Annotated in this window: 13 protein-coding genes; 4 read left to right on the top strand and 9 right to left on the bottom strand. The window is 66.6% G+C overall.

Annotation, left to right across the window (positions count from 1 at the left end; genetic code table 11):
* Positions 1 to 2: 2 nt before the first annotated feature.
* From CKJ84_RS06530 to CKJ84_RS06505, 6 genes are all read right to left on the bottom strand, one after another.
* A complete protein-coding gene (locus CKJ84_RS06530; RefSeq protein WP_095546298.1) occupies positions 3 to 1658 on the bottom strand; it encodes an ABC transporter ATP-binding protein in 1656 nt (551 codons plus the stop codon).
* The gene (locus tag CKJ84_RS06525) at positions 1655 to 2677 is read right to left on the bottom strand and encodes an ABC transporter permease (protein ID WP_095546297.1); all 1023 of its coding nucleotides are present in this window, start codon (positions 2675 to 2677) and stop codon (positions 1655 to 1657) included. Before CKJ84_RS06525 ends, CKJ84_RS06530 begins: the two co-directional genes overlap by 4 nt.
* A 2-nt stretch (positions 2678 to 2679) precedes the next feature.
* The gene (locus CKJ84_RS06520) at positions 2680 to 3624 is read right to left on the bottom strand and encodes an ABC transporter permease (RefSeq protein ID WP_095536481.1); all 945 of its coding nucleotides are present in this window, start codon (positions 3622 to 3624) and stop codon (positions 2680 to 2682) included.
* Positions 3625 to 3628: 4 nt separating this feature from the next.
* Entirely contained in the window at positions 3629 to 5182 is a 1554-nt protein-coding gene (locus CKJ84_RS06515; protein WP_095278857.1) for an ABC transporter substrate-binding protein, read from the bottom strand.
* Positions 5183 to 5187: 5 nt separating this feature from the next.
* Positions 5188 to 6108: a TetR family transcriptional regulator C-terminal domain-containing protein gene (locus CKJ84_RS06510; RefSeq protein WP_095546296.1), complete on the bottom strand. Its 921-nt coding sequence runs from the start codon at positions 6106 to 6108 to the stop codon at positions 5188 to 5190.
* A gap of 69 nt (positions 6109 to 6177) precedes the next feature.
* The gene (locus CKJ84_RS06505) at positions 6178 to 7446 is read right to left on the bottom strand and encodes an alpha/beta fold hydrolase (protein WP_158221677.1); all 1269 of its coding nucleotides are present in this window, start codon (positions 7444 to 7446) and stop codon (positions 6178 to 6180) included.
* Positions 7447 to 7507: 61 nt separating this feature from the next.
* Here CKJ84_RS06505 and uvrB point away from each other — a divergent pair, with 61 nt between their 5' ends.
* The 3 genes from uvrB (at position 7508) to CKJ84_RS06490 (ending at position 10603) form a co-directional block, all read left to right on the top strand.
* The gene (gene uvrB, locus CKJ84_RS06500; protein WP_095546294.1) at positions 7508 to 9607 is read left to right on the top strand and encodes an excinuclease ABC subunit UvrB; all 2100 of its coding nucleotides are present in this window, start codon (positions 7508 to 7510) and stop codon (positions 9605 to 9607) included.
* Positions 9608 to 9632: 25 nt separating this feature from the next.
* Complete coding sequence (locus tag CKJ84_RS06495) at positions 9633 to 10091, top strand: universal stress protein (RefSeq protein ID WP_095536868.1); 459 nt, start codon at positions 9633 to 9635, stop codon at positions 10089 to 10091.
* A gap of 68 nt (positions 10092 to 10159) precedes the next feature.
* The gene (locus CKJ84_RS06490; protein ID WP_095536867.1) at positions 10160 to 10603 is read left to right on the top strand and encodes a universal stress protein; all 444 of its coding nucleotides are present in this window, start codon (positions 10160 to 10162) and stop codon (positions 10601 to 10603) included.
* Positions 10604 to 10647: 44 nt separating this feature from the next.
* Here the strand turns inward: CKJ84_RS06490 and CKJ84_RS06485 are convergent, their stop codons facing one another.
* The 3 genes from CKJ84_RS06485 to CKJ84_RS06475 form a co-directional block, all read right to left on the bottom strand.
* Entirely contained in the window at positions 10648 to 12888 is a 2241-nt protein-coding gene (locus CKJ84_RS06485) for an AAA family ATPase (protein WP_233125524.1), read from the bottom strand.
* 115 nt (positions 12889 to 13003) lie between these two features.
* Positions 13004 to 14050, bottom strand: coding sequence for a DoxX family protein (locus CKJ84_RS06480; protein ID WP_095546292.1), 1047 nt, complete (start codon positions 14048 to 14050; stop codon positions 13004 to 13006).
* A 131-nt stretch (positions 14051 to 14181) separates the two neighbouring features.
* Positions 14182 to 14778, bottom strand: a complete 597-nt coding sequence (locus CKJ84_RS06475) for an MBL fold metallo-hydrolase (protein WP_095536488.1) — start codon at positions 14776 to 14778, stop codon at positions 14182 to 14184.
* Between the two features lie 103 nt (positions 14779 to 14881).
* On the opposite strand from CKJ84_RS06475, the gene uvrA reads away from it, so the two are divergent.
* Positions 14882 to 17734: an excinuclease ABC subunit UvrA gene (gene uvrA / locus CKJ84_RS06470; RefSeq protein WP_095546291.1), complete on the top strand. Its 2853-nt coding sequence runs from the start codon at positions 14882 to 14884 to the stop codon at positions 17732 to 17734.
* Positions 17735 to 17902: the final 168 nt, after the last annotated feature.

The following is a 17902-nucleotide window of genomic DNA, read 5'->3' as shown; positions in this document are numbered from 1 at the left end:
CGCTACAGCGAGGGGACGTCCGCGAGCAGGTGCTTGGTGTAGTCGTGCTGCGGGTTCTCCAGGACCTCGTCGACGGTGCCGGCATCCACGATCACGCCCTTGTTCAGCACCGCGATCCGCGTGGCCACGTGGCGGGCAAGCGCGATGTTGTGGGTGACAAAGAGCATGGACAGGCCCCGCTCGCGGCGCAGCTTGGCCAGCAGGCGCAGGATGGAGGCCTGCACGGAAACGTCGAGTGCGGAGGTCACCTCGTCGCACACGAGCACGGACGGGGCGTTGACCAGGGCGCGGCCGATCGCCGCGCGCTGGCGCTCGCCGCCGGAGAGGTCGCCGGGCCGGCGGTCGTAGAAGCTGGGGTCGAGCTGCACGGCCTCGAGTACCTCGTACACCACGTCGCGCTGCTCGCGCTTGGGCAGGCGCTTCGACAGCTGCATCGGCACGCTCAGCGACTCGCCGATCGTGCGCCGCGGGTTCAACGAGGAGAACGGGGACTGGAAGATGTACTGCACCGCCTGGCGCTGGTCCAGTGTGCGCTGGCGGCTACCGTGCGCGAGTTCCTCGCCACCGAGCGCGACCGTGCCGGTGTACCCGGGATTCAGCCCCGCGATGGAGCGCGCGAGGGTGGTTTTGCCCGACCCGGACTCGCCAAGCAGCAGGATCGAGTCGCCCTCGTTGAGCTCGAGGTCGATGCCGTGGAGCACCTTGTTGTCGCCGTAGGACATCTCCAGGTTGCGGACCTGCAGGAGCGGGGCCGGGCCCTTGCTTATCGACGCCCCCGCGCCACCCTTGCCCGCGCCGCCCGCCTCGCGCCCGGCGAGGTTCTTCTTCCCCGCGAGGTCCGGGATGGAGGCGAGCAGCCGCTGGGTGTAGCGGTGCTGCGGGGAGTACAGGACCGATTGGACGGGGCCTTCCTCCACGATGTCGCCGCGAAGCATGACGATGACGCGGTCAACCAGCTCCGCGACGACGGCGAGGTCGTGCGTAATGTAGAGCGAGGCGACGGCGTGGCGGACGGTCATCTTGCGGATCGTTTCCAGCACGTGCGCCTGGGTTGAGACGTCGAGGCCGGTGGTGGGCTCGTCGAGGACGAGCACGTCGGGGTGCATCGCGAACGCCATCGCGATGCCGACGCGCTGTTGCTGGCCGCCGGAGAGCTGGTGGGGCCAGCGCGCGAGGTACGCGTCGTCGTCGGGCAGGTCGACGTCCCGCATGACTTCGCGGACGCGCGCGGTGGCGTCCCCGTCGTAGTTGTGCTGGTCCAGCACCTCGGAGATCTGCTCGCCGATCCGCATGGTGGGGTTGAGGCTCAGTGCGGGGTCTTGGGGGACGTAGGCGACCCGGGCTCCGCGTAGCTGGCGCAAGTCGTCCTCGCCGAGTTCGAGGACGTCGATGGTGTCGCCGTTGCGGGTGTGGAGGGTGACGGTGCCGTCGGTAAGCGAAAGGCCCTCGCGGCAGTGGCCGAGCGCGGCGAGACCCGCCGTGGTCTTGCCGGAGCCGGATTCGCCGACCAAGCCGACAATCTCGCCGCGATGGAGCTCAAAGTCAATGCCGTGCAGAATCTCGGTGCCGTCGTTGGCGCGGATGCGCAGGTCGCGGACGCTCAGTACGGTGCCGGTGGCGTCGGCGGCGTCGGTGGGGGTGGTGATCGCGGTGGTCATCGTTGGGCCTCCTCGGACTCGGTGGCGGTAGGTGCGTCGTGGCGGATGGGCTCGTTCTTCGGCTTCCGCGCGGCGTCGAGCTGCTCGGGCGTGGGGCGCGCGGGCATGGCGGTGGACGCGGTGGCGCGCGCGGTGGCGTCGGCAAGCATGTTGGTGCCGATGGTGAGCAGCGCGATGGCCGCGACCGGCAAGATGACGCCCCAGGGCTGGAGCGAGAGTGCGATGCGGTTCTCGTTGATCATCAAGCCCCAGTCCGCGGCAGGCGGCTGGATGCCTAGACCGAGGAAGGACAGCGAGGCGATGGAGCCGATGGAGTAGGTGAGTCGCAGGCCGGCTTCGACGGCGAGGGGACCGGTGATGTTGGGCAGGATCTCGCGGAGAAGGATGCGCCAGTGCGGCATGGAGTACATCTGGGCGGCGCGGATGTAGTCCTCGTTGGTCACCGACATGGTGGACGCGCGGGCGACGCGGGCGATGCGCGGCGCGTGGGTGAGCCCGATCACCAGCACGAGGACTGTGGCGGAGGGTCCGAAGATGACGATCGCCAGCATGGCGAAGATGAGCTGCGGGAAGGCGAGCACGACGTCGTTGATACGCATGAGGACCGCGTCGACCCAACCGCCCGCGTAGCCGGCGACCATGCCGATGAGCGTGCCGACGAGCATGCCGAGCGCAGTGGCCAAAAACGCGGTGACTAGCAGGACCAAGCCGCCGGCGATGAAGCGGGAGAAGACCGAACGGCCGAGGTTGTCGGTGCCGAATGCGCCCTCGTTGGTGAACGGCAGCCCGAGGAACTCGGTGGAGGAGTAGCCGGTGAGCTGCTCTGCGAAGAGGTAGCCGATGACGGTGCACACGACGATGAGGGAGGTGAGGACGAGCCCGACCTTGCCCTCGGGGATTGCCCAGATGCGGGCGAGCACCGGCGCGGGCTTGGACGCGGATTCCTTGAGCGTCTCGAACTCGTCAGCGGGCTCGTTGCCTGCGGTGCTGTGGGCACCGGTGGTATTCGGTGTGGTCATTGCTAGCTCCTCAGTTTCGGGTTGGCCGTAATGCTGACGATGTCCGCGATGAGGTTCACCACGACGTAGACCGCGGCGATCAGGAGGGACACGGCTTGCACGACTTGGACGTCGCGGTAATTCACGGCGTCGATGAGCGCGACGCCCAAGCCGGGGTAGCGGAACAGGTACTCTACGACGACGATGCCGCCGGCGAGCCACGCAAGCTGGATGGCCACCACCTGCGCGATCGGCCCGACCGCGTGTGGCAGCGCGTGGCGGAAGATGACGCGCCGCTCGGGCACGCCCTTCAGACGCGCCATCTCGACGTAGCCGGAGTCCAGCGTTTCCACCATCGTCGCGCGGGTCATGCGCGCGATGTACGGGCTGACCACCAGCGCGAGCGTGATCGTGGGCAGGATGAGCTGGGACGGGAACTCCCAGACGTGGCTGCCGGGCGGGGACATCGTGACCGCCGGGAGCACCTTGAACACGGAGGTGGCAAACAGCGTGATCAGCGCGATACCGATGACAAACTCCGGCATGGCGGCGAGGATCAGCGTCACCCACGTGATCGCCTGGTCGCGCTTGGTGCCGCGCCACCAGGCGGCGTAGATGCCAACCAGGATGCCAACTGGGATGGCCACGACGGCCGCGAGCACCATGAGCACGAGCGAGTTGGCCAGCGGCTCGCCGAGCAAGTCCGCGACCGGGCCGCCGGTAGACGTCGAGGTCCCCAGGTCCCCGGTGAAGATGCCGCCGAGCCACATGAAGTAGCGCTGCAGCGGTGGCTTGTCCAGGTTCATCTCGGCCTCCAGCGCGGCGATGCGCTCTGGCGTGGCTTGCTGGCCGAGGATCGCCGTGGCGGGGGAGCCCGGCAGCAGCAGCGTGGCACAGAAGATGATGACGGACACGGCGATGAGGATGAAGATGCTCACCGCGAGTCGGCGCAGAATGAATTTGCCCATGATGTTATGCCTCCGCGAGCCAGATTTTGTGGAACATTGCTTGCGACAGCGGCACACCGCTCGGGTGCGGCGTGAGCCCGACCACGTAGTTGTGGTACGCGTCGACCTGGTTGGCAAAGCCCCAGATGATGTAGCCGCCTTCGTCGTAAAGCTCTTGCTGTAGTTCTCGGATGCGTGCCTCGCGCTCGGGCTTATCGACGATCGCGCGTGCCTCATGCACCCGCTGGGTGAAGTCCTCGCGCACCCAATGCGTCTCGTTGAACGGGGAGTCCGCCGTGGCACACTGGTTGACCTGCTGAAGGAAGTTGCGCGTGTACCAGAACGACTGCGCGAGCGGGTATTCCAGGTAGTTTCCGGACGCGTAGAACGTGGAGGAATCCACCTGCTGGATGTTGACGGTGATGCCTGCCTCGCGGGCCTGCTCGGCGAAGACCTGGGCGGTGCGCACGGCGCCAGACTGGATCTCGGAGGTGACCAGGTCCACCTCGATGCCATCCGGGTAACCGGCCTCCGCGAGCAGCTCCTTCGCCTTCTGCACGTCCTGTTCTCGTTGCGGGAAGTCCCGGGGGTAGGCCTCGTCGTAGAGCGCGAACATGTCGTTGCCCAGCTGGCCCTGGCCGGAGTAGACCTGGTCGACCATCTGCTGCCGGTTCACCGCGAGGCGCATTGCCTGACGCACGCGGACGTCGTCAAACGGAGCGACGTCGACGCGCATGGTCAGCGGCAGCCACATGCCGGTTTCAGAGATGAGCGTGCTCAGGCGCGGATCTTCATCGATGACGCGGGCGAGCGCGTGGTTGAGGCTGCCGATCGCATCCACCTGGGAAGACAGCAGCGCGTTGAGCATGGCGTCCTCCTCCTGGAAATCGATGATGCGCACCGCGTCCAGGTGCGCGGGGCCGGCCCAGTAGTTGTCGTTGCGCACGAGTGTGGTGGACTGGCCCGCCGTAAAGTCCTCGAGCGTGAACGGGCCCGCGCCGATTGGGTGTTCCGGGTCGTAGTCTTCGGGGACGATGCCCATCTGGTACTCCGCGAGCGAATCGACCAACGCGGCGTCCGCGACCGCGAGCCGGATGAGCAGCCGCCGGTTGTCCAGCACCTCCATGCTGTCGATGTGGGAGATCGAGGCCGCGCCGGACTTCGGGTCCTGCGGGTCGCGGATGCGGTCGTAGGAGAACATGACGTCCTCGGGCCGGACGGGGCGGCCGTCGGAGAACTGCGCGCCCTCGCGCAGCGTGATCGTCCATTCGGTGGCGTCCGCGTTTGGCTCGATCGCCTCGGCGAGGCGGTACTCCAGGTTGTAGTCGTCGTCGCGGCGCGCCAGCGCGTCGTACAAATTGATCACGCGCGCGGCGTCGCTCGTACTGGTGGGCACGTGCGCGTCCACGGTATCCGTGGACGAGCCGCCGACGAGTCCGATGCGCAGCGTGCCGCCCTGCTTGGGTGGGCCGGAGGTATCAATGTCGTCGACGGGTGCGGTGGAACAGGATGCGAGCGCGAGCGTCGCGCCTCCCATCACCGTGGCCTGCAGCAGCTGCCTGCGGCTCAATTGCAACATGTCGTTCACACCTTGCTTTCGTGTGCTTGGGAATCTCGGGCGGGGGCAACGTCTGGGGGCGAGCTTGCTGGCTCGCGGACTGCGCCGCCGCTATCGCTGTGCGTGATCCAGCCGCGGATGCTGCCGGTGACGACCGCGTGGACGTCGGCCGGGCTGAGGTCGCCCGCGAGCATGCGGATCCCCAGGCCGTCGATGAGCGCGGTCAGCGCCGTGACCATGGTCTGGGGGTCCCCGGCCCGGAAGGTGCCGTTGTCTATGCCCTCTTGCACGACAGGCAGGAGTTCCCGCTGCCAGCGCGAGTACGCGATCTCGGTGGCGTCGTGCGCATCGGTGAAAATGGCGGAGGAGGACCAGAACTGCGCCCAGGTTGCCCACTCGCGATGCGCCTCCGGGGAGCCGTCGAGTTGGACGGCGAAGAGCGCGTTGAGCCGGTCGACCGGGTCTGCGATCGTGTGCGCTGACGCCCGGCGCGCAATGCCCTGCAGCGAACAGGCATCCAAGGTAGCCAGGAAGATCTCGTTCTTGGTGGGGAAGTAGTAGTGCACGGCGGAGGCGGACATGCTCGCGGCGGCGGCGATGTCGGCCACGGTCACTGGCTGGTACCCGTGCGCCGCAAACAGCGGCCACGCGGCGCTGACGATGGCGTGCCGGCGGCTTGATCGCGCCTGGTCGCGCCGTGCCTGGTCGCGCCGTGCGTCGTGCTGGCGCGGCGCGTGCTGCTCACCGCGGACGGCGAGCTCCCGGGCGGGGACGCCGGTGAGGTCGGCCAGCAGGGCCAGTTCCGTTGCAGTGAAGCGCCGCACCCCGGAGAGGGACTTTGAGAGTTTGCTCGCGTCAATACCCAAGTGCTGAGCGACGTCGCGCTGTCGCAAGCCGGAGGCGGCGATGGCGGCACGCGCCGCGTCATATGGGTGGGCTGGAGTCATAACAATGACCGTATAAATAGCTGGAAGGAGTCGCAACTCCCTGACGCAGAGTCAGGGAATCGCTCGCAATTACGTCCTATCCGGGGGCAACGCGTCGCGCACCTGGCGGAACACTTCGTCGCCGTGGAGGTAGATGCCGTCGTGCTGGTACGTCGGGTGCGTGGTGACGGACAGGTTGGGAATCTGCGCCGCTTGGGCGCTGGCGTAGTCAAAGGGGACGAAAAGGTCGTCCTCGTAGAGCAGGACGGCGGCGGGTGTGTCGTTCGCGCGCAGCGCGTCGGCGTCCACGCTGGGCCGCTGGCCGGTGCGCTGCGCAATATCCTCCACCGCCTCGCGGAACGGGCGGAGCGCAGGGTCCTGGTCGAAGTGGAACGGGAAGAAGGCGTTGCCCAGCAGGTAGAAGGGAGCGTTGCTCCGCGGGTCCGCGTGGACCGAAAACCCTTCGGCCTCCTCGTACGTCCGGGCGCCGGGCCAGTTGGTGGGACGCGGGGTCAGGCCGGCGAAAATCTGGTCGTGGACCACGGCCCACAAGGGATTTGGCGCCAGGCTGAGCATCGCGCCCGCCGCAGCGAGGAAGTCGGTGCGCAGCCGCTTGTGCGCGCCGCGGTGGAACGGTGCTTCGAGCAGCATGGCCAGCGTGTCCGCACCAGTTTCCTCGCCGAGCCGCACGCCCACGAAGCGGAAGCGCTCCGGGGTGAGCCGCTCGCCGGTGGGCAGAAGCTCCTCGGTGTCCTCCAGGTGGGCGCACACCTCACGGACACGCTCTTCGGCCCACGGCACCGCGGCGTAGAAGCGCTCGACGCGTTGGGCCATGAGCGCCACCGACTGGCGGTTGAACTCCTCCGGGGTGGTCCCGAACGGCGGGACCACGCCAGTCATCATCGCGCGCCCAATGCCCTCCGGAAAGTAGGAGAGGTAGGCGCCGACACAGATCCCGCCAAATGAGTTGCCCAGGATGTCCCAGGTGTCAAAGCCAAGGTGGCGGCGCAGGTCCTCGGCGTCGGCGGCGATGTCGGGTGGGCGGAGGCGGGAGAGATGCGCGGCGTCGAGAAGCGTGCACTGCGTCGCATCGATCCTGGTGGAACGGCCGGTGCCTCGCTCGTCGATGAGGAAGACGCGGTAGTGCTTGAGTGCCTCGGGGATCCACCCCATGAGCATGCGCGGGCCGGGGTTGCCGGGGCCGCCCTGGAAGTAGGCGAGGGGCGGCGCGTCGGGGTCGGTGTACAGCTCGCGCGCGAAGAGCTCGAGGGTGCCTAGCGACGCGTCAGTGCGGTCCCAGGGGACGCGGATGACGTGCTCGCGGATCTGGAAACCGTGGGGGATCAGCGTAGAAAGCATGTGCCTCATTCTGGCACGGCGGCAGCGGAGCAGTTGGGGAGCGGCGAGTATGCTGACAGCCATGGCTTTCGCTGCAGAACACCCAGTCCTTGCGCACTCCGAGTTCCGCCCCGTCGGCGAGATTGAGCGGCGCGAAAAGCCGTTTGAGGTGGTTTCCGAGTTCGAACCGTCCGGCGACCAGCCCGCCGCGATCGCGGAGCTGGACGAGCGGCTGCGCCGCGGCGAGGAGGACGTCGTGCTCATGGGTGCGACTGGTACGGGTAAGTCCGCGACGGCGGCGTGGCTGATTGAGCAGCAGCAGCGGCCCACGCTGGTGATGGCGCCGAACAAGACGCTGGCCGCGCAGCTGGCAAACGAGCTGCGGCAGCTACTGCCCAACAACGCGGTCGAGTATTTCGTCTCCTACTACGACTACTACCAGCCGGAGGCGTACATCGCGCAGACCGATACCTACATTGAGAAGGACTCGTCCATCAATGATGACGTGGAGCGCTTGCGCCACTCCGCAACCTCCGCGCTGCTGAGCCGCCGCGACGTGGTCGTCGTCTCCTCCGTGTCCTGCATCTACGGCCTGGGCACCCCGCAGTCCTACCTGGACCGCTCGATCGTGCTGCGCGTGGACGAGGAGGTCGAGCGCGATCGGTTCCTGCGCCTGCTCGTGGACGTCCAATACGAGCGCAACGACATCGACTTCAAGCGCGGCACCTTCCGCGTCAAGGGCGACACCGTCGACATCATCCCCGCCTACGAGGAGGTCGCCGTGCGCGTCGAGTTCTTCGGCGACGAGGTCGACTCGCTCTACTACATCCACCCGCTCACGGGCGACGTACTCAGCCAGGAGGACGAGGTGCGCATCTTCCCGGCCACCCACTACGTGGCCACTGAGGAGCGCATGGAAAAGGCGATCCAGGCGATCAAGGAGGAGCTCGCCGACCGGCTCGAGGAACTGGAGAGCAAGGGCAAGCTCCTCGAGGCGCAGCGCCTGCGGATGCGCACCGAGTACGACCTGGAGATGATCCAGCAGGTGGGGTTCTGCTCCGGTATTGAGAACTACTCGCGGCACATGGACGGCCGCGGCCCCGGCTCCGCGCCGGCCACGCTCATTGACTACTTCCCGGAGGACTTCCTCACCATCATTGATGAGTCCCACGTGACCGTGCCCCAGATCGGCGGCATGTTTGAGGGCGACATGTCGCGCAAGCGAAACCTCGTGGAGTTCGGGTTCCGCCTGCCCAGTGCCGTCGATAATCGGCCCCTGACCTTCGACGAGTTCGAGGCGCGCGTAGGGCAGACCGTGTACATGTCGGCGACCCCGGGCGACTACGAGCTCGAGGCCGCGCAGGGCGAGTACGTCGAGCAGGTGATCCGCCCGACCGGACTGGTGGACCCGAAGGTGACCGTCAAGCCGACGAAGGGGCAGATCGACGACCTCATCGACGAGGTGCGCCAGCGCGTGGACAAACAGGAGCGCGTGCTCGTGACCACGCTGACCAAGCGCATGGCCGAGGACCTCACCGACTACTTGCTCGACCACGGCATCAAGGTGCGCTACCTGCACTCCGACATTGATACGCTGCAGCGCGTCGAGCTGCTGCGCCAGCTCCGGCTTGGCGAGTTCGACGTGCTCGTGGGCATCAACCTCCTGCGCGAGGGCCTCGACCTGCCCGAGGTCTCGCTCGTGGCCATCCTGGACGCGGACAAGGAGGGCTTCCTGCGCTCCACGAAGTCGCTCATTCAGACCATCGGCCGCGCGGCCCGCAACGTCTCCGGCGAGGTCATCATGTACGCCGACACAATCACCGAGTCCATGCAGGAGGCAATCGATGAGACCGAGCGCCGCCGCGAGAAGCAGCTGGCCTACAACAAGGAGCACGGCATCGACCCGCAGCCGCTGCGCAAGAAGATCGCCGACATCCTCGACCAGGTCTACGAAAACGGCGATGCCGAGGAGCAGGCGAGCCTGAGCTCGGATGCCGCGGTGGCGGAGAAGCCGGACGTGACCACCATGGCCTCCGACGAGGTGCAGAAGCTTATCGACGACCTCACGAAGCAGATGGGCGACGCAGCCCGCGAGCTGAAGTTTGAGCTCGCCGGCAGACTCCGCGATGAGATTGCAGATCTGCGCAGGGAACTCCGTGGTATGAAAGACACAGGAAACTAGAACGAGAAAGGGCGCAATACCCATCATGCACACTTACACATCCATCGCCGTGGGCACCGACGGTTCGCCGACCTCCCTGGTGGCCGTCCGCGCCGCAGCCAGCCTGGCCCGCGTGTACGACGCCCAGCTCACCGTCATCTGCGCGCACTACACCGCCTCCGGTTCCATGCTGAACTCCACGAACGCCGAGCTGAGCAAGATCGACATCGTGACCGAGACCGGTGCCCAGGAGATCCTGACCCGCGCCCGCGCGATCGCGGAGGAGGAGCAGGCCCCGAAGGTCAACGTCGTGTCCAAGGCAGGCCAGCCGGCGAACGTGCTGCTTGAGTCCGTCTCGGAGTACGAGGTCGACCTGCTCGTGGTGGGCAATAAGGGGATGCGCTCGCTGGCTGGCCGGGTATTTGGCAACATCCCCGGGAGCGTGGCAAAGAAGGCTCCGGTGGACGTTATGCTGGTAGATACCAGGGCCGAGGGGCATAACTAACCTCCCCGGAGTACCCGGAGTACCATGTCCACAGATTCCTAAACTCAATGAAAGGTCACCCAGACACTATGGCTGAGTACTACAACACCATCGTCGTCGGCTCCGACGGCTCCAAGTCCTCCCTCCTCGCTGTGGAGCGGGCGGCACGGATGGCAGCGGCCTTCGGGGCAACGCTGGTCATCGGCACGGCGTACTACCGCACCGAAGAGGACGCCTCCAAGGCCTTGCGCCAAGACTCGGTAACCATTCTGGGCGACGAGCAGGCGCTGAAGAACCTCGAGGAGGCCGCTGAGCACGCTCGCTCCTTCGGCGTCGAGGACGTGCAGACCGCGACCCGCCCGGGCACCCCGGTCGAGGCGCTCATGGCGATCGTGAACGACAACAAGGCTGAGCTGCTGGTCGTGGGCAACCGCGGCATCAACTCGCTGACCGGCCGCCTGCTGGGCTCCGTGCCGGCTGACGTTGCACGTCAGTCCGACTGCGACGTGATGATCGTCCACACCGTTAAGTAACGGTGACCCCGCCGCGCTGCGCGGCGGGGCGCTGACGGTGGCGCTTAGCCGATCACCGTCAGGCTTTGAGTCGCCCGCGTAGCGGCAACGTAGAGGTCTTGCCACCCCTGTGGCGAGGCCTCTACTACTTTGTCCGGATCGACCACGATGACGTGGTCGAACTCCAACCCCTTCATCTGCGCCACGTTCGCGGCATCGATCACGGCAACGGTGCGTTGTTCCCCTTGATCCGCGCCATCATCGTGGTGCAGCTGCCCGCGCACGCCCTCGGGGTCCGTACCGGCGGGCAGGCGCCGCACCGGAACACCGGTCTGGCGGATTGCCACAGAGGCTTGCGCCTCCGGGTCGATCTGCGCCAGGACGTCGCCCGCGTACTCCATGATTTCCGCGGGGGTGCGGTAGTTTACCGTGAGCTCGTGGGTGACAAACCGCTCGCCGACGAACGGCGCGAGTGACGCGGCCCAGTCGTCCGTGCCGGCGGGCGCCGACGTCTGCGCGGGGTCGCCCACCAGCGTCATCCACCTTGACGGGCACCGGCGGAACACCATTCGCCACTCCATGGGGGAGAGCTCCTGCGCTTCGTCGACGATCACGTGGCCGTAGGCCCAGGTGTGATCCGCCCGCGCGCGCTGCGCGGTGGAGCGGATGTCGGTGACGCGCTGGCGGCTTGCCAGGGTCTCCGCGTCGATGACGTCGGCAGCGGAAAGGATTTCCGCTTCGAACTGGTCGTCGTCGTTGTCCGTGGACTCGGAGGACGCGAGCACGTCAAGGGCGTCGGCGGCCTCCTCGACCTGCTGGCGCCACTGCGCGTCCTCCTTCGCGCGCTGGTCCTCGGGCGCGACGACGCCGATGAGGACGGACAGCTCGTCGATAAGCGCGGTGTCCGACGCGAAGAACCCCGAACCCGGCGCGCGGTAGAGCGCGTCTTGGGTGTAGGCGTCGTAGTCCCCGGCGACCTCTGCGATGCGCGCGCGGTCCGTGAGCGTGACGTCGAGGACCTCGGCGGGGTCGAGCTCCGGGAAGTACTCGTCCACCAGGGCGATTACCTGCGGGTCGTCGGCGAGGTCGTCGTGCAGCTGGTCCACGTCTGCGGCGGAGAGGAGGTTGCGGCCGCCGAGCGGGTCCGCGCCGATCTTCTCCGCCAGGGCCTCCGCGAGCGACTGCGTGAGGTGCTCGGCGAAGTACTCGCGGGCCTGGTTGTGCGGCTTGCGCGAACGCCGGGCGCGGGTGCGCGCCGCCTTCACCATCGCCGGGGTGGCCTCGATGTCGACGGAGTCGATCTTCAAGGTGACGGGGCGCTCGGGCACCGTCTCAAAGGCCTGCACGGCACGCTTGAGCACCGTGACCATCTCCTCCGAGCCCTTGACCTCGCGCGCAGCCAGCGGCTCCGCGGCACGCGCCGGTGTGAACCCGGGGACGAGGTCTTCGATGGTGGACAGGACAACGCCGGTTTCGCCCAACTCGGGCAGGACGCGGGAGATGTACTCCAGAAACGTCGGGTTCGGGCCGATGATGAGCACGCCGGTGCGCGAAAGCTGCTCGCGCCAGGTGTACAGCAGGTAAGCCACGCGGTGCAGCGCCACCGCGGTCTTGCCGGTGCCGGGGCCGCCCTGGACGACCATGACGCCGCGAGTGGCGTCACGGATGATCTCGTCCTGCTCGCGCTGGATCGTTTCCACGATGGACTGCATGTGGCCGGTGCGTGCGGTGTTCATGGCGCGGCGCAGCGCGGCCTCGGAGCCGACGTTGCCGCCGTCGGTCGCTGACTCCGCGGCGCCAGGCTGATCGGCATCGGTGCTGTCTCCAGACAGGACCTCGTCATCCACCGCCGTCACCTTGCGGCCGCGCATGCGGATGTTGCGGCGCTGTTCCACGCCCTCGGGGTGCGCCGTGGTTGCTAGGTAAAACGGCCGCGCCAGCGGCGCGCGCCAGTCCAGCAGGAGGGTGCGGTAGTTGTCCGCGCGATCGTCCATCCCCATGCGACCGATGTAACGCCGCTCGAGCCCAGGACGCCCCGGGACCGGATTCTCCACGTCCGTGTCGGCGACGTCGATGCGGCCGAAGACCAGCCCCACCTCGGCGATGTTGAGTGCATCGAGTTTGGCGTTGAGCCCGTGGTACTCCGTTTCGCGGCGCACGAGTGCGTCCGAGTCCGGGTTGTCTGGGTCGACGTCGCGCTGCACCGCAGCCAGCTTCTCTTGGGCTGCGGTGACCTCCGCATCCAGGTGCCGGAAGAGCTCATCGACGTAAGCCTGCTCGGATGCGATGTGTTGGGGATTTCTCACCCGCGTGTACCTCCTCACGATTCTCCGCGGTCAAACCGCGCCGTGTAAGCAACAAACGGCCCCGCCGCCCGGATTATTCCGGGGTGGCGGGGCCGCGGTGCGCGAAAGCGGGGGATTAGCCCAGCTTCTTCTGCAGCTTCTTCACCGACTTCTTGGCGCGCTTCTCGGCCTTTTTCGCCTTGCGCTTCCACTTCAGCTTCTGAATCCAAGACGGGTCAGCGTCGAGCTTGTCAAACGCAGCCTGCAGCTTATCGACGGAACCCTGTGCCTTCTTTTCCAGCTTCGCATGGTTCTTCTTCACCTTGTGCTTTGCGGAGAGCTTCTCCAGGGTGCTCGGGCGAAGGTCATCGATGGAGCCCTGCAGGTCGCCGACAATGCCGTGGACCTTGCGCTTGGCCTGGAAATGCTCGAGCTTGGACGGGGTAGACTGCTCGATCAGCTTCTCCGCGTCGAAGTCCTTGTACGCGTCCTGCGCGCGGTCGGAGGTCTCAGCGAGGAACTTCGAGGTCTGCTTCTTTGCGTCCTCGAACCAGTCGCCGGCTACCTCGGTGGCGTGGGAAGCAGCCTTCTTCCAGTCGTCCTTGTTGTCATCGACGTAGCTGGTGACCTGGCTGGTGACCTGGTCGGTGGTGTCGGACAACCAGTCGCTGGCCTTGCTCATGGTCTTCTCGGTCTCGGACTGAGTGGGCAGCGCCTGCTGGACGTTCTTGCGCGCAACCTTTGCGGCATTCTGCGCGCGCCACTGCAGGCCCGGCTTGCCGGCCGTGTCGACGGTAGCCAGCAGGACGCCGCCTGCGAGTGCGACATCGGTCAGCGCGCCGGTGCGGCGGCGGGCCTTGTCGTCCGCATCATCTGCCTCCCAGAACGCGTTGCGCCCGATTAGGGACGGGACGGTGGAGAGGGCGAGCAGGGACGCGGAGGTGCGCGGCATCTTGCCGATGGCGAAGAGGCTACCGGCACCGGCCTTGACGCCACCCACGATCTGGGCGGCGGTCTCCGGGTCCTTCGGCAGGAAGCTGCGGTACTGACGCGGCAGTACGGAGCGCACCTTCTTCAGTGCGGAGTCCGCAGCGTCCTTGTGCGACGCCGGGTTCAGCGCGGTCTCAACGCCGTCAATGATGTAAACGGACGCCAACATCGGGCGAGCGATCTTACGGATCATCTTGCAAACCAGTCCTTTTCATTTGATCGTGGTTTATTCAGGTTCATGCTGGAGCCCACAGCGGGACTCTTCTGGGCACAACTGTACTTACGTTCCGGTCTCATCGGGGAAACTCGGTGAAAAACGCTCGGCTACCAGCGACGCTGCCACCACTCATCCAGGTGGGGTCGTTCCTCGCCCAGCGTCGTCGGCTTCCCGTGGCCTGGGCGGACGATGGTGTCGTCCGCGTAGGCGTCGAACAGCTTGGTTTTCACCTCGTTGAACAGGCGGACAAAATCGCCCTCGGAGGCCGTCTTGCCCAGGCCGCCGGGGAAGAGGGAGTCGCCGACGAAGAGGTTCGTCGCGCCGTCGATCTCCGCCGCGAGCGCCGCGCCGCCGGGGGTGTGGCCGCGCAGGATCATGACGGGGAACTGCTGGCCGTCGAACTCGAGGGTGTCGCCGTCCTTGAGCTCGCGGTCCACCGGCGCCGGCAGTGCGGGCGCGTCCAGGAACGGCGCCCAGTGCGTCGCGCCGGTCGCTTCGAGGACCTCCTTGAGCGCGCGGACGTGGTCGTGGTGGCGGTGCGTGGTGAGCACGTCGGTGATCTCTACGCCTGCGTCGCTGGCGAGGGAGAGGAGTGCGGCGGGGTCGGCGGCGGCGTCGATAAGCAGCCCCTTGCCCTGGGAAGCGATGAGGTAGCAGTTGTTGTCCATCTCGGAGACGGAAATCTGGTGCAATGAAAGCGTCATGGCGCCCCAGCGTAGCCGGGCGGGAATAGCTCGGGGGTGGCCCGAGTTGGTAGTTTCTAGGACTGAACCCCACAGAGAACCGCTAGGGAAGGGACGTGGTGACGTGGCTGAATGGCTGACCGTGCGCGGCGCGCGCGAACACAACCTCAAGGGCGTCGACATTTCGCTACCGCGAGACAAGATGGCCGTGTTTACCGGGCTCTCCGGCTCGGGCAAGTCTTCCCTGGCGTTCGACACGATCTTTGCGGAAGGCCAGCGCCGGTACGTGGAGTCCCTGTCCTCGTACGCCCGCATGTTTCTGGGGCAGATGGACAAGCCGGACGTGGACTACATCGACGGGCTCAGCCCCGCGGTGTCCATCGACCAAAAGTCCACGAACCGCAACCCGCGCTCGACCGTGGGCACGATCACGGAAATCTATGACTACCTGCGTCTGCTGTACTCGCGCGCGGGGACGCCACACTGCCCGGTGTGCGACGCGGTGATCCAGCGGCAGACGCCTCAGCAGATCGTCGACCAGGTCCTTGAGTACGAGGAGCGCACGAAGTTCCAGGTGCTCGCGCCGATCGTGCGCAAGCGCAAGGGCGAATTCCAGGACCTGTTCGCAGACCTGGCCTCCCAGGGCTATTCTCGCGTGAACGTGGACGGGGAGACCTACCAGCTCTCCGAACCGCCGAAGCTGGAGAAGCAGATCAAGCACACGATCGACGTCGTCGTGGACCGCCTGCAGGTGAAGGAGAGTCAGAAGCAGCGCCTCACCGACTCCGTCGAGACCGCGCTGAAGCTGGCCGACGGGCTCGTCGGGTTCGACTTCGTCGGCCTGGACGCGGACGACCCGGATCGCGTGCAGATCTTCTCGGAGAAGATGGCCTGCCCGAACGGACACAAGCTGGACGTGGAGGAGTACGAGCCCCGCGCATTCTCGTTCAACTCCCCGTTCGGCGCGTGCCCGGCCTGCGACGGACTGGGGATGCGCAAGGAGATTGACACCGACCTGGTCATCCCGGACCCGGACGCCCCCGCGGTCGACGCGTTCCAGCCGTGGAACTCGAGCCCGAACAAGAAGTACTTCGTGCGGCTCATCGAGGCGCTGGCCAAGGAAGAAGGCTTCGACGCGCACGTCCCGTTCTCCTCGCTGACCAAGACGCAGCAGAAGCACCTGGTCAACGGTTCGAAGACCAAGGTGAGCGTGCGGTATAAGAACCGCTACGGCAGGCAGCGCTCCTTCAGCGCCGCGTACGAAGGCGTGATTGGCTACCTGGAGCGCAAGCTCGAGCAGGCGGAGACGGACACGCAGAAGGAGCGGCTGCTCGCTTACACCCGCGAGGTCCCGTGCCCGACGTGTAAGGGGGCGCGCCTGAAGCCGGAGATCCTGGCGGTGCGCTTGGACTCCACGACGCACGGCGAGCGCTCGATTGCCGGGCTGACCGAGCTGTCCATCGAGGACGCGTCGGAATACCTGGACCACCTGGTGCTGGGGTACCGCGAGGAGATGATCGCCGGTGCCGTGCTGCGCGAGATCCAGGCAAGGATCCACTTCCTGCTGGACGTGGGCCTGAACTACCTCACGCTGTCGCGTTCCGCCGGGACGCTCTCCGGCGGCGAGGCGCAGCGTATCCGCCTGGCCACGCAGATCGGCTCGGGACTTGCTGGCGTGCTGTACGTGCTGGATGAGCCCTCCATCGGCCTGCACCAGCGCGACAACAACAGGCTCATCGCCACGCTGAAGAAGCTGCGTGACCTTGGCAACACACTCGTGGTGGTGGAGCACGACGAGGACACGATCCGCGAGGCGGACTGGCTCATCGACATCGGCCCGCGCGCCGGTGAGTACGGCGGCGAGGTGGTCTACCAGGGCGAGCCCGACGGACTCGTCGAGGCGGAAGGCTCGCTCACCGGCGACTACATCGCCGGCCGCAAGAAGATCGAGGTGCCTGCGCAGCGGCGACCGCTGGATAAGGACCGGAAGATCAAGGTGGTCGGGGCCCGCGAGAACAACCTGAATAACGTCAGCGTGGAGATTCCGCTCGGCCTGCTCGTCGCGGTGACGGGCGTGTCCGGCTCCGGCAAGTCCACCCTGGTCAACGAGATCCTGGCCAAGACTCTGCAGAACGAACTGAACGGCGCCCGCCAGGTTCCCGGCCGCGTCAAGCGCGTGGAGGGGCTGGACTCGTTGGACAAGCTGGTCCAGGTAGATCAGAGCCCGATCGGGCGCACGCCGCGCTCGAACCCGGCGACGTACACGGGCGTGTTTGACAAGATTCGCAACCTGTTCGCCGAAACGCAGGAGGCGAAGGTGCGCGGGTACAAGGCGGGCCGCTTCTCCTTCAACGTCAAGGGTGGCCGGTGCGAGGCCTGCCGCGGCGACGGCACCATCAAGATCGAGATGAACTTCCTGCCCGATGTGTACGTGCCCTGCGAGGTGTGTGGCGGCGCGCGCTACAACAGGGAGACCCTCGAGGTCCGCTACAAGGGGAAGACGATCGCGGAGGTGCTGGAGATGCCGATCTCCGAGGCCGCCGAGTTCTTCGAACCGATTTCTTCCATTCACCGGTACCTCGCCACGCTTGTCGACGTCGGCCTCGGCTACGTCCGCCTGGGACAGTCCGCGACGACCCTGTCCGGCGGCGAGGCGCAGCGCGTGAAGCTGGCAACCGAGCTACAAAAGCGATCCAACGGCCGCACCATCTACATCCTGGACGAGCCGACGACCGGCCTGCACTTCGAGGACATTCGCAAGCTGATGCTCGTGCTCAACGGCCTGGTGGAGAAGGGCAACACCGTCCTGGTTATCGAGCACAACCTCGACGTTGTAAAGTCCGCCGACTGGATCATCGACATGGGCCCGGAGGGCGGCTCCGGCGGCGGCACCGTGGTTGCGCAGGGAACGCCCGAGGACGTGGCAGCGGTGGAAGGTTCGTTTACGGGCGAGTACCTGCAAAAGGTCCTGCACTAGCTGCCGGGGCGGGGTGCGGAGAATCGAAATAGCCCGTCTCGGCGTGCGATTTGGTGTCTCTCGCAACGGCTGCTAGCATATGCACCACTACCGCCCAGTGCTCCTGATTCAGGTGTACGGGCCGCAAGTGGAGTTACTCCCACCCCACGCCGCGCAGCAGCGCAGGAT

Origin of the sequence: Corynebacterium sp. NML 120412 (assembly GCF_002285155.1) — a bacterium.
GTDB classification, from domain to species: Bacteria; Actinomycetota; Actinomycetes; order Mycobacteriales; family Mycobacteriaceae; genus Corynebacterium; species Corynebacterium gottingense.
The sequence above is the reverse complement of the archived record's forward strand: the minus strand, read 5'-3'. Positions and strand labels throughout refer to the sequence as shown.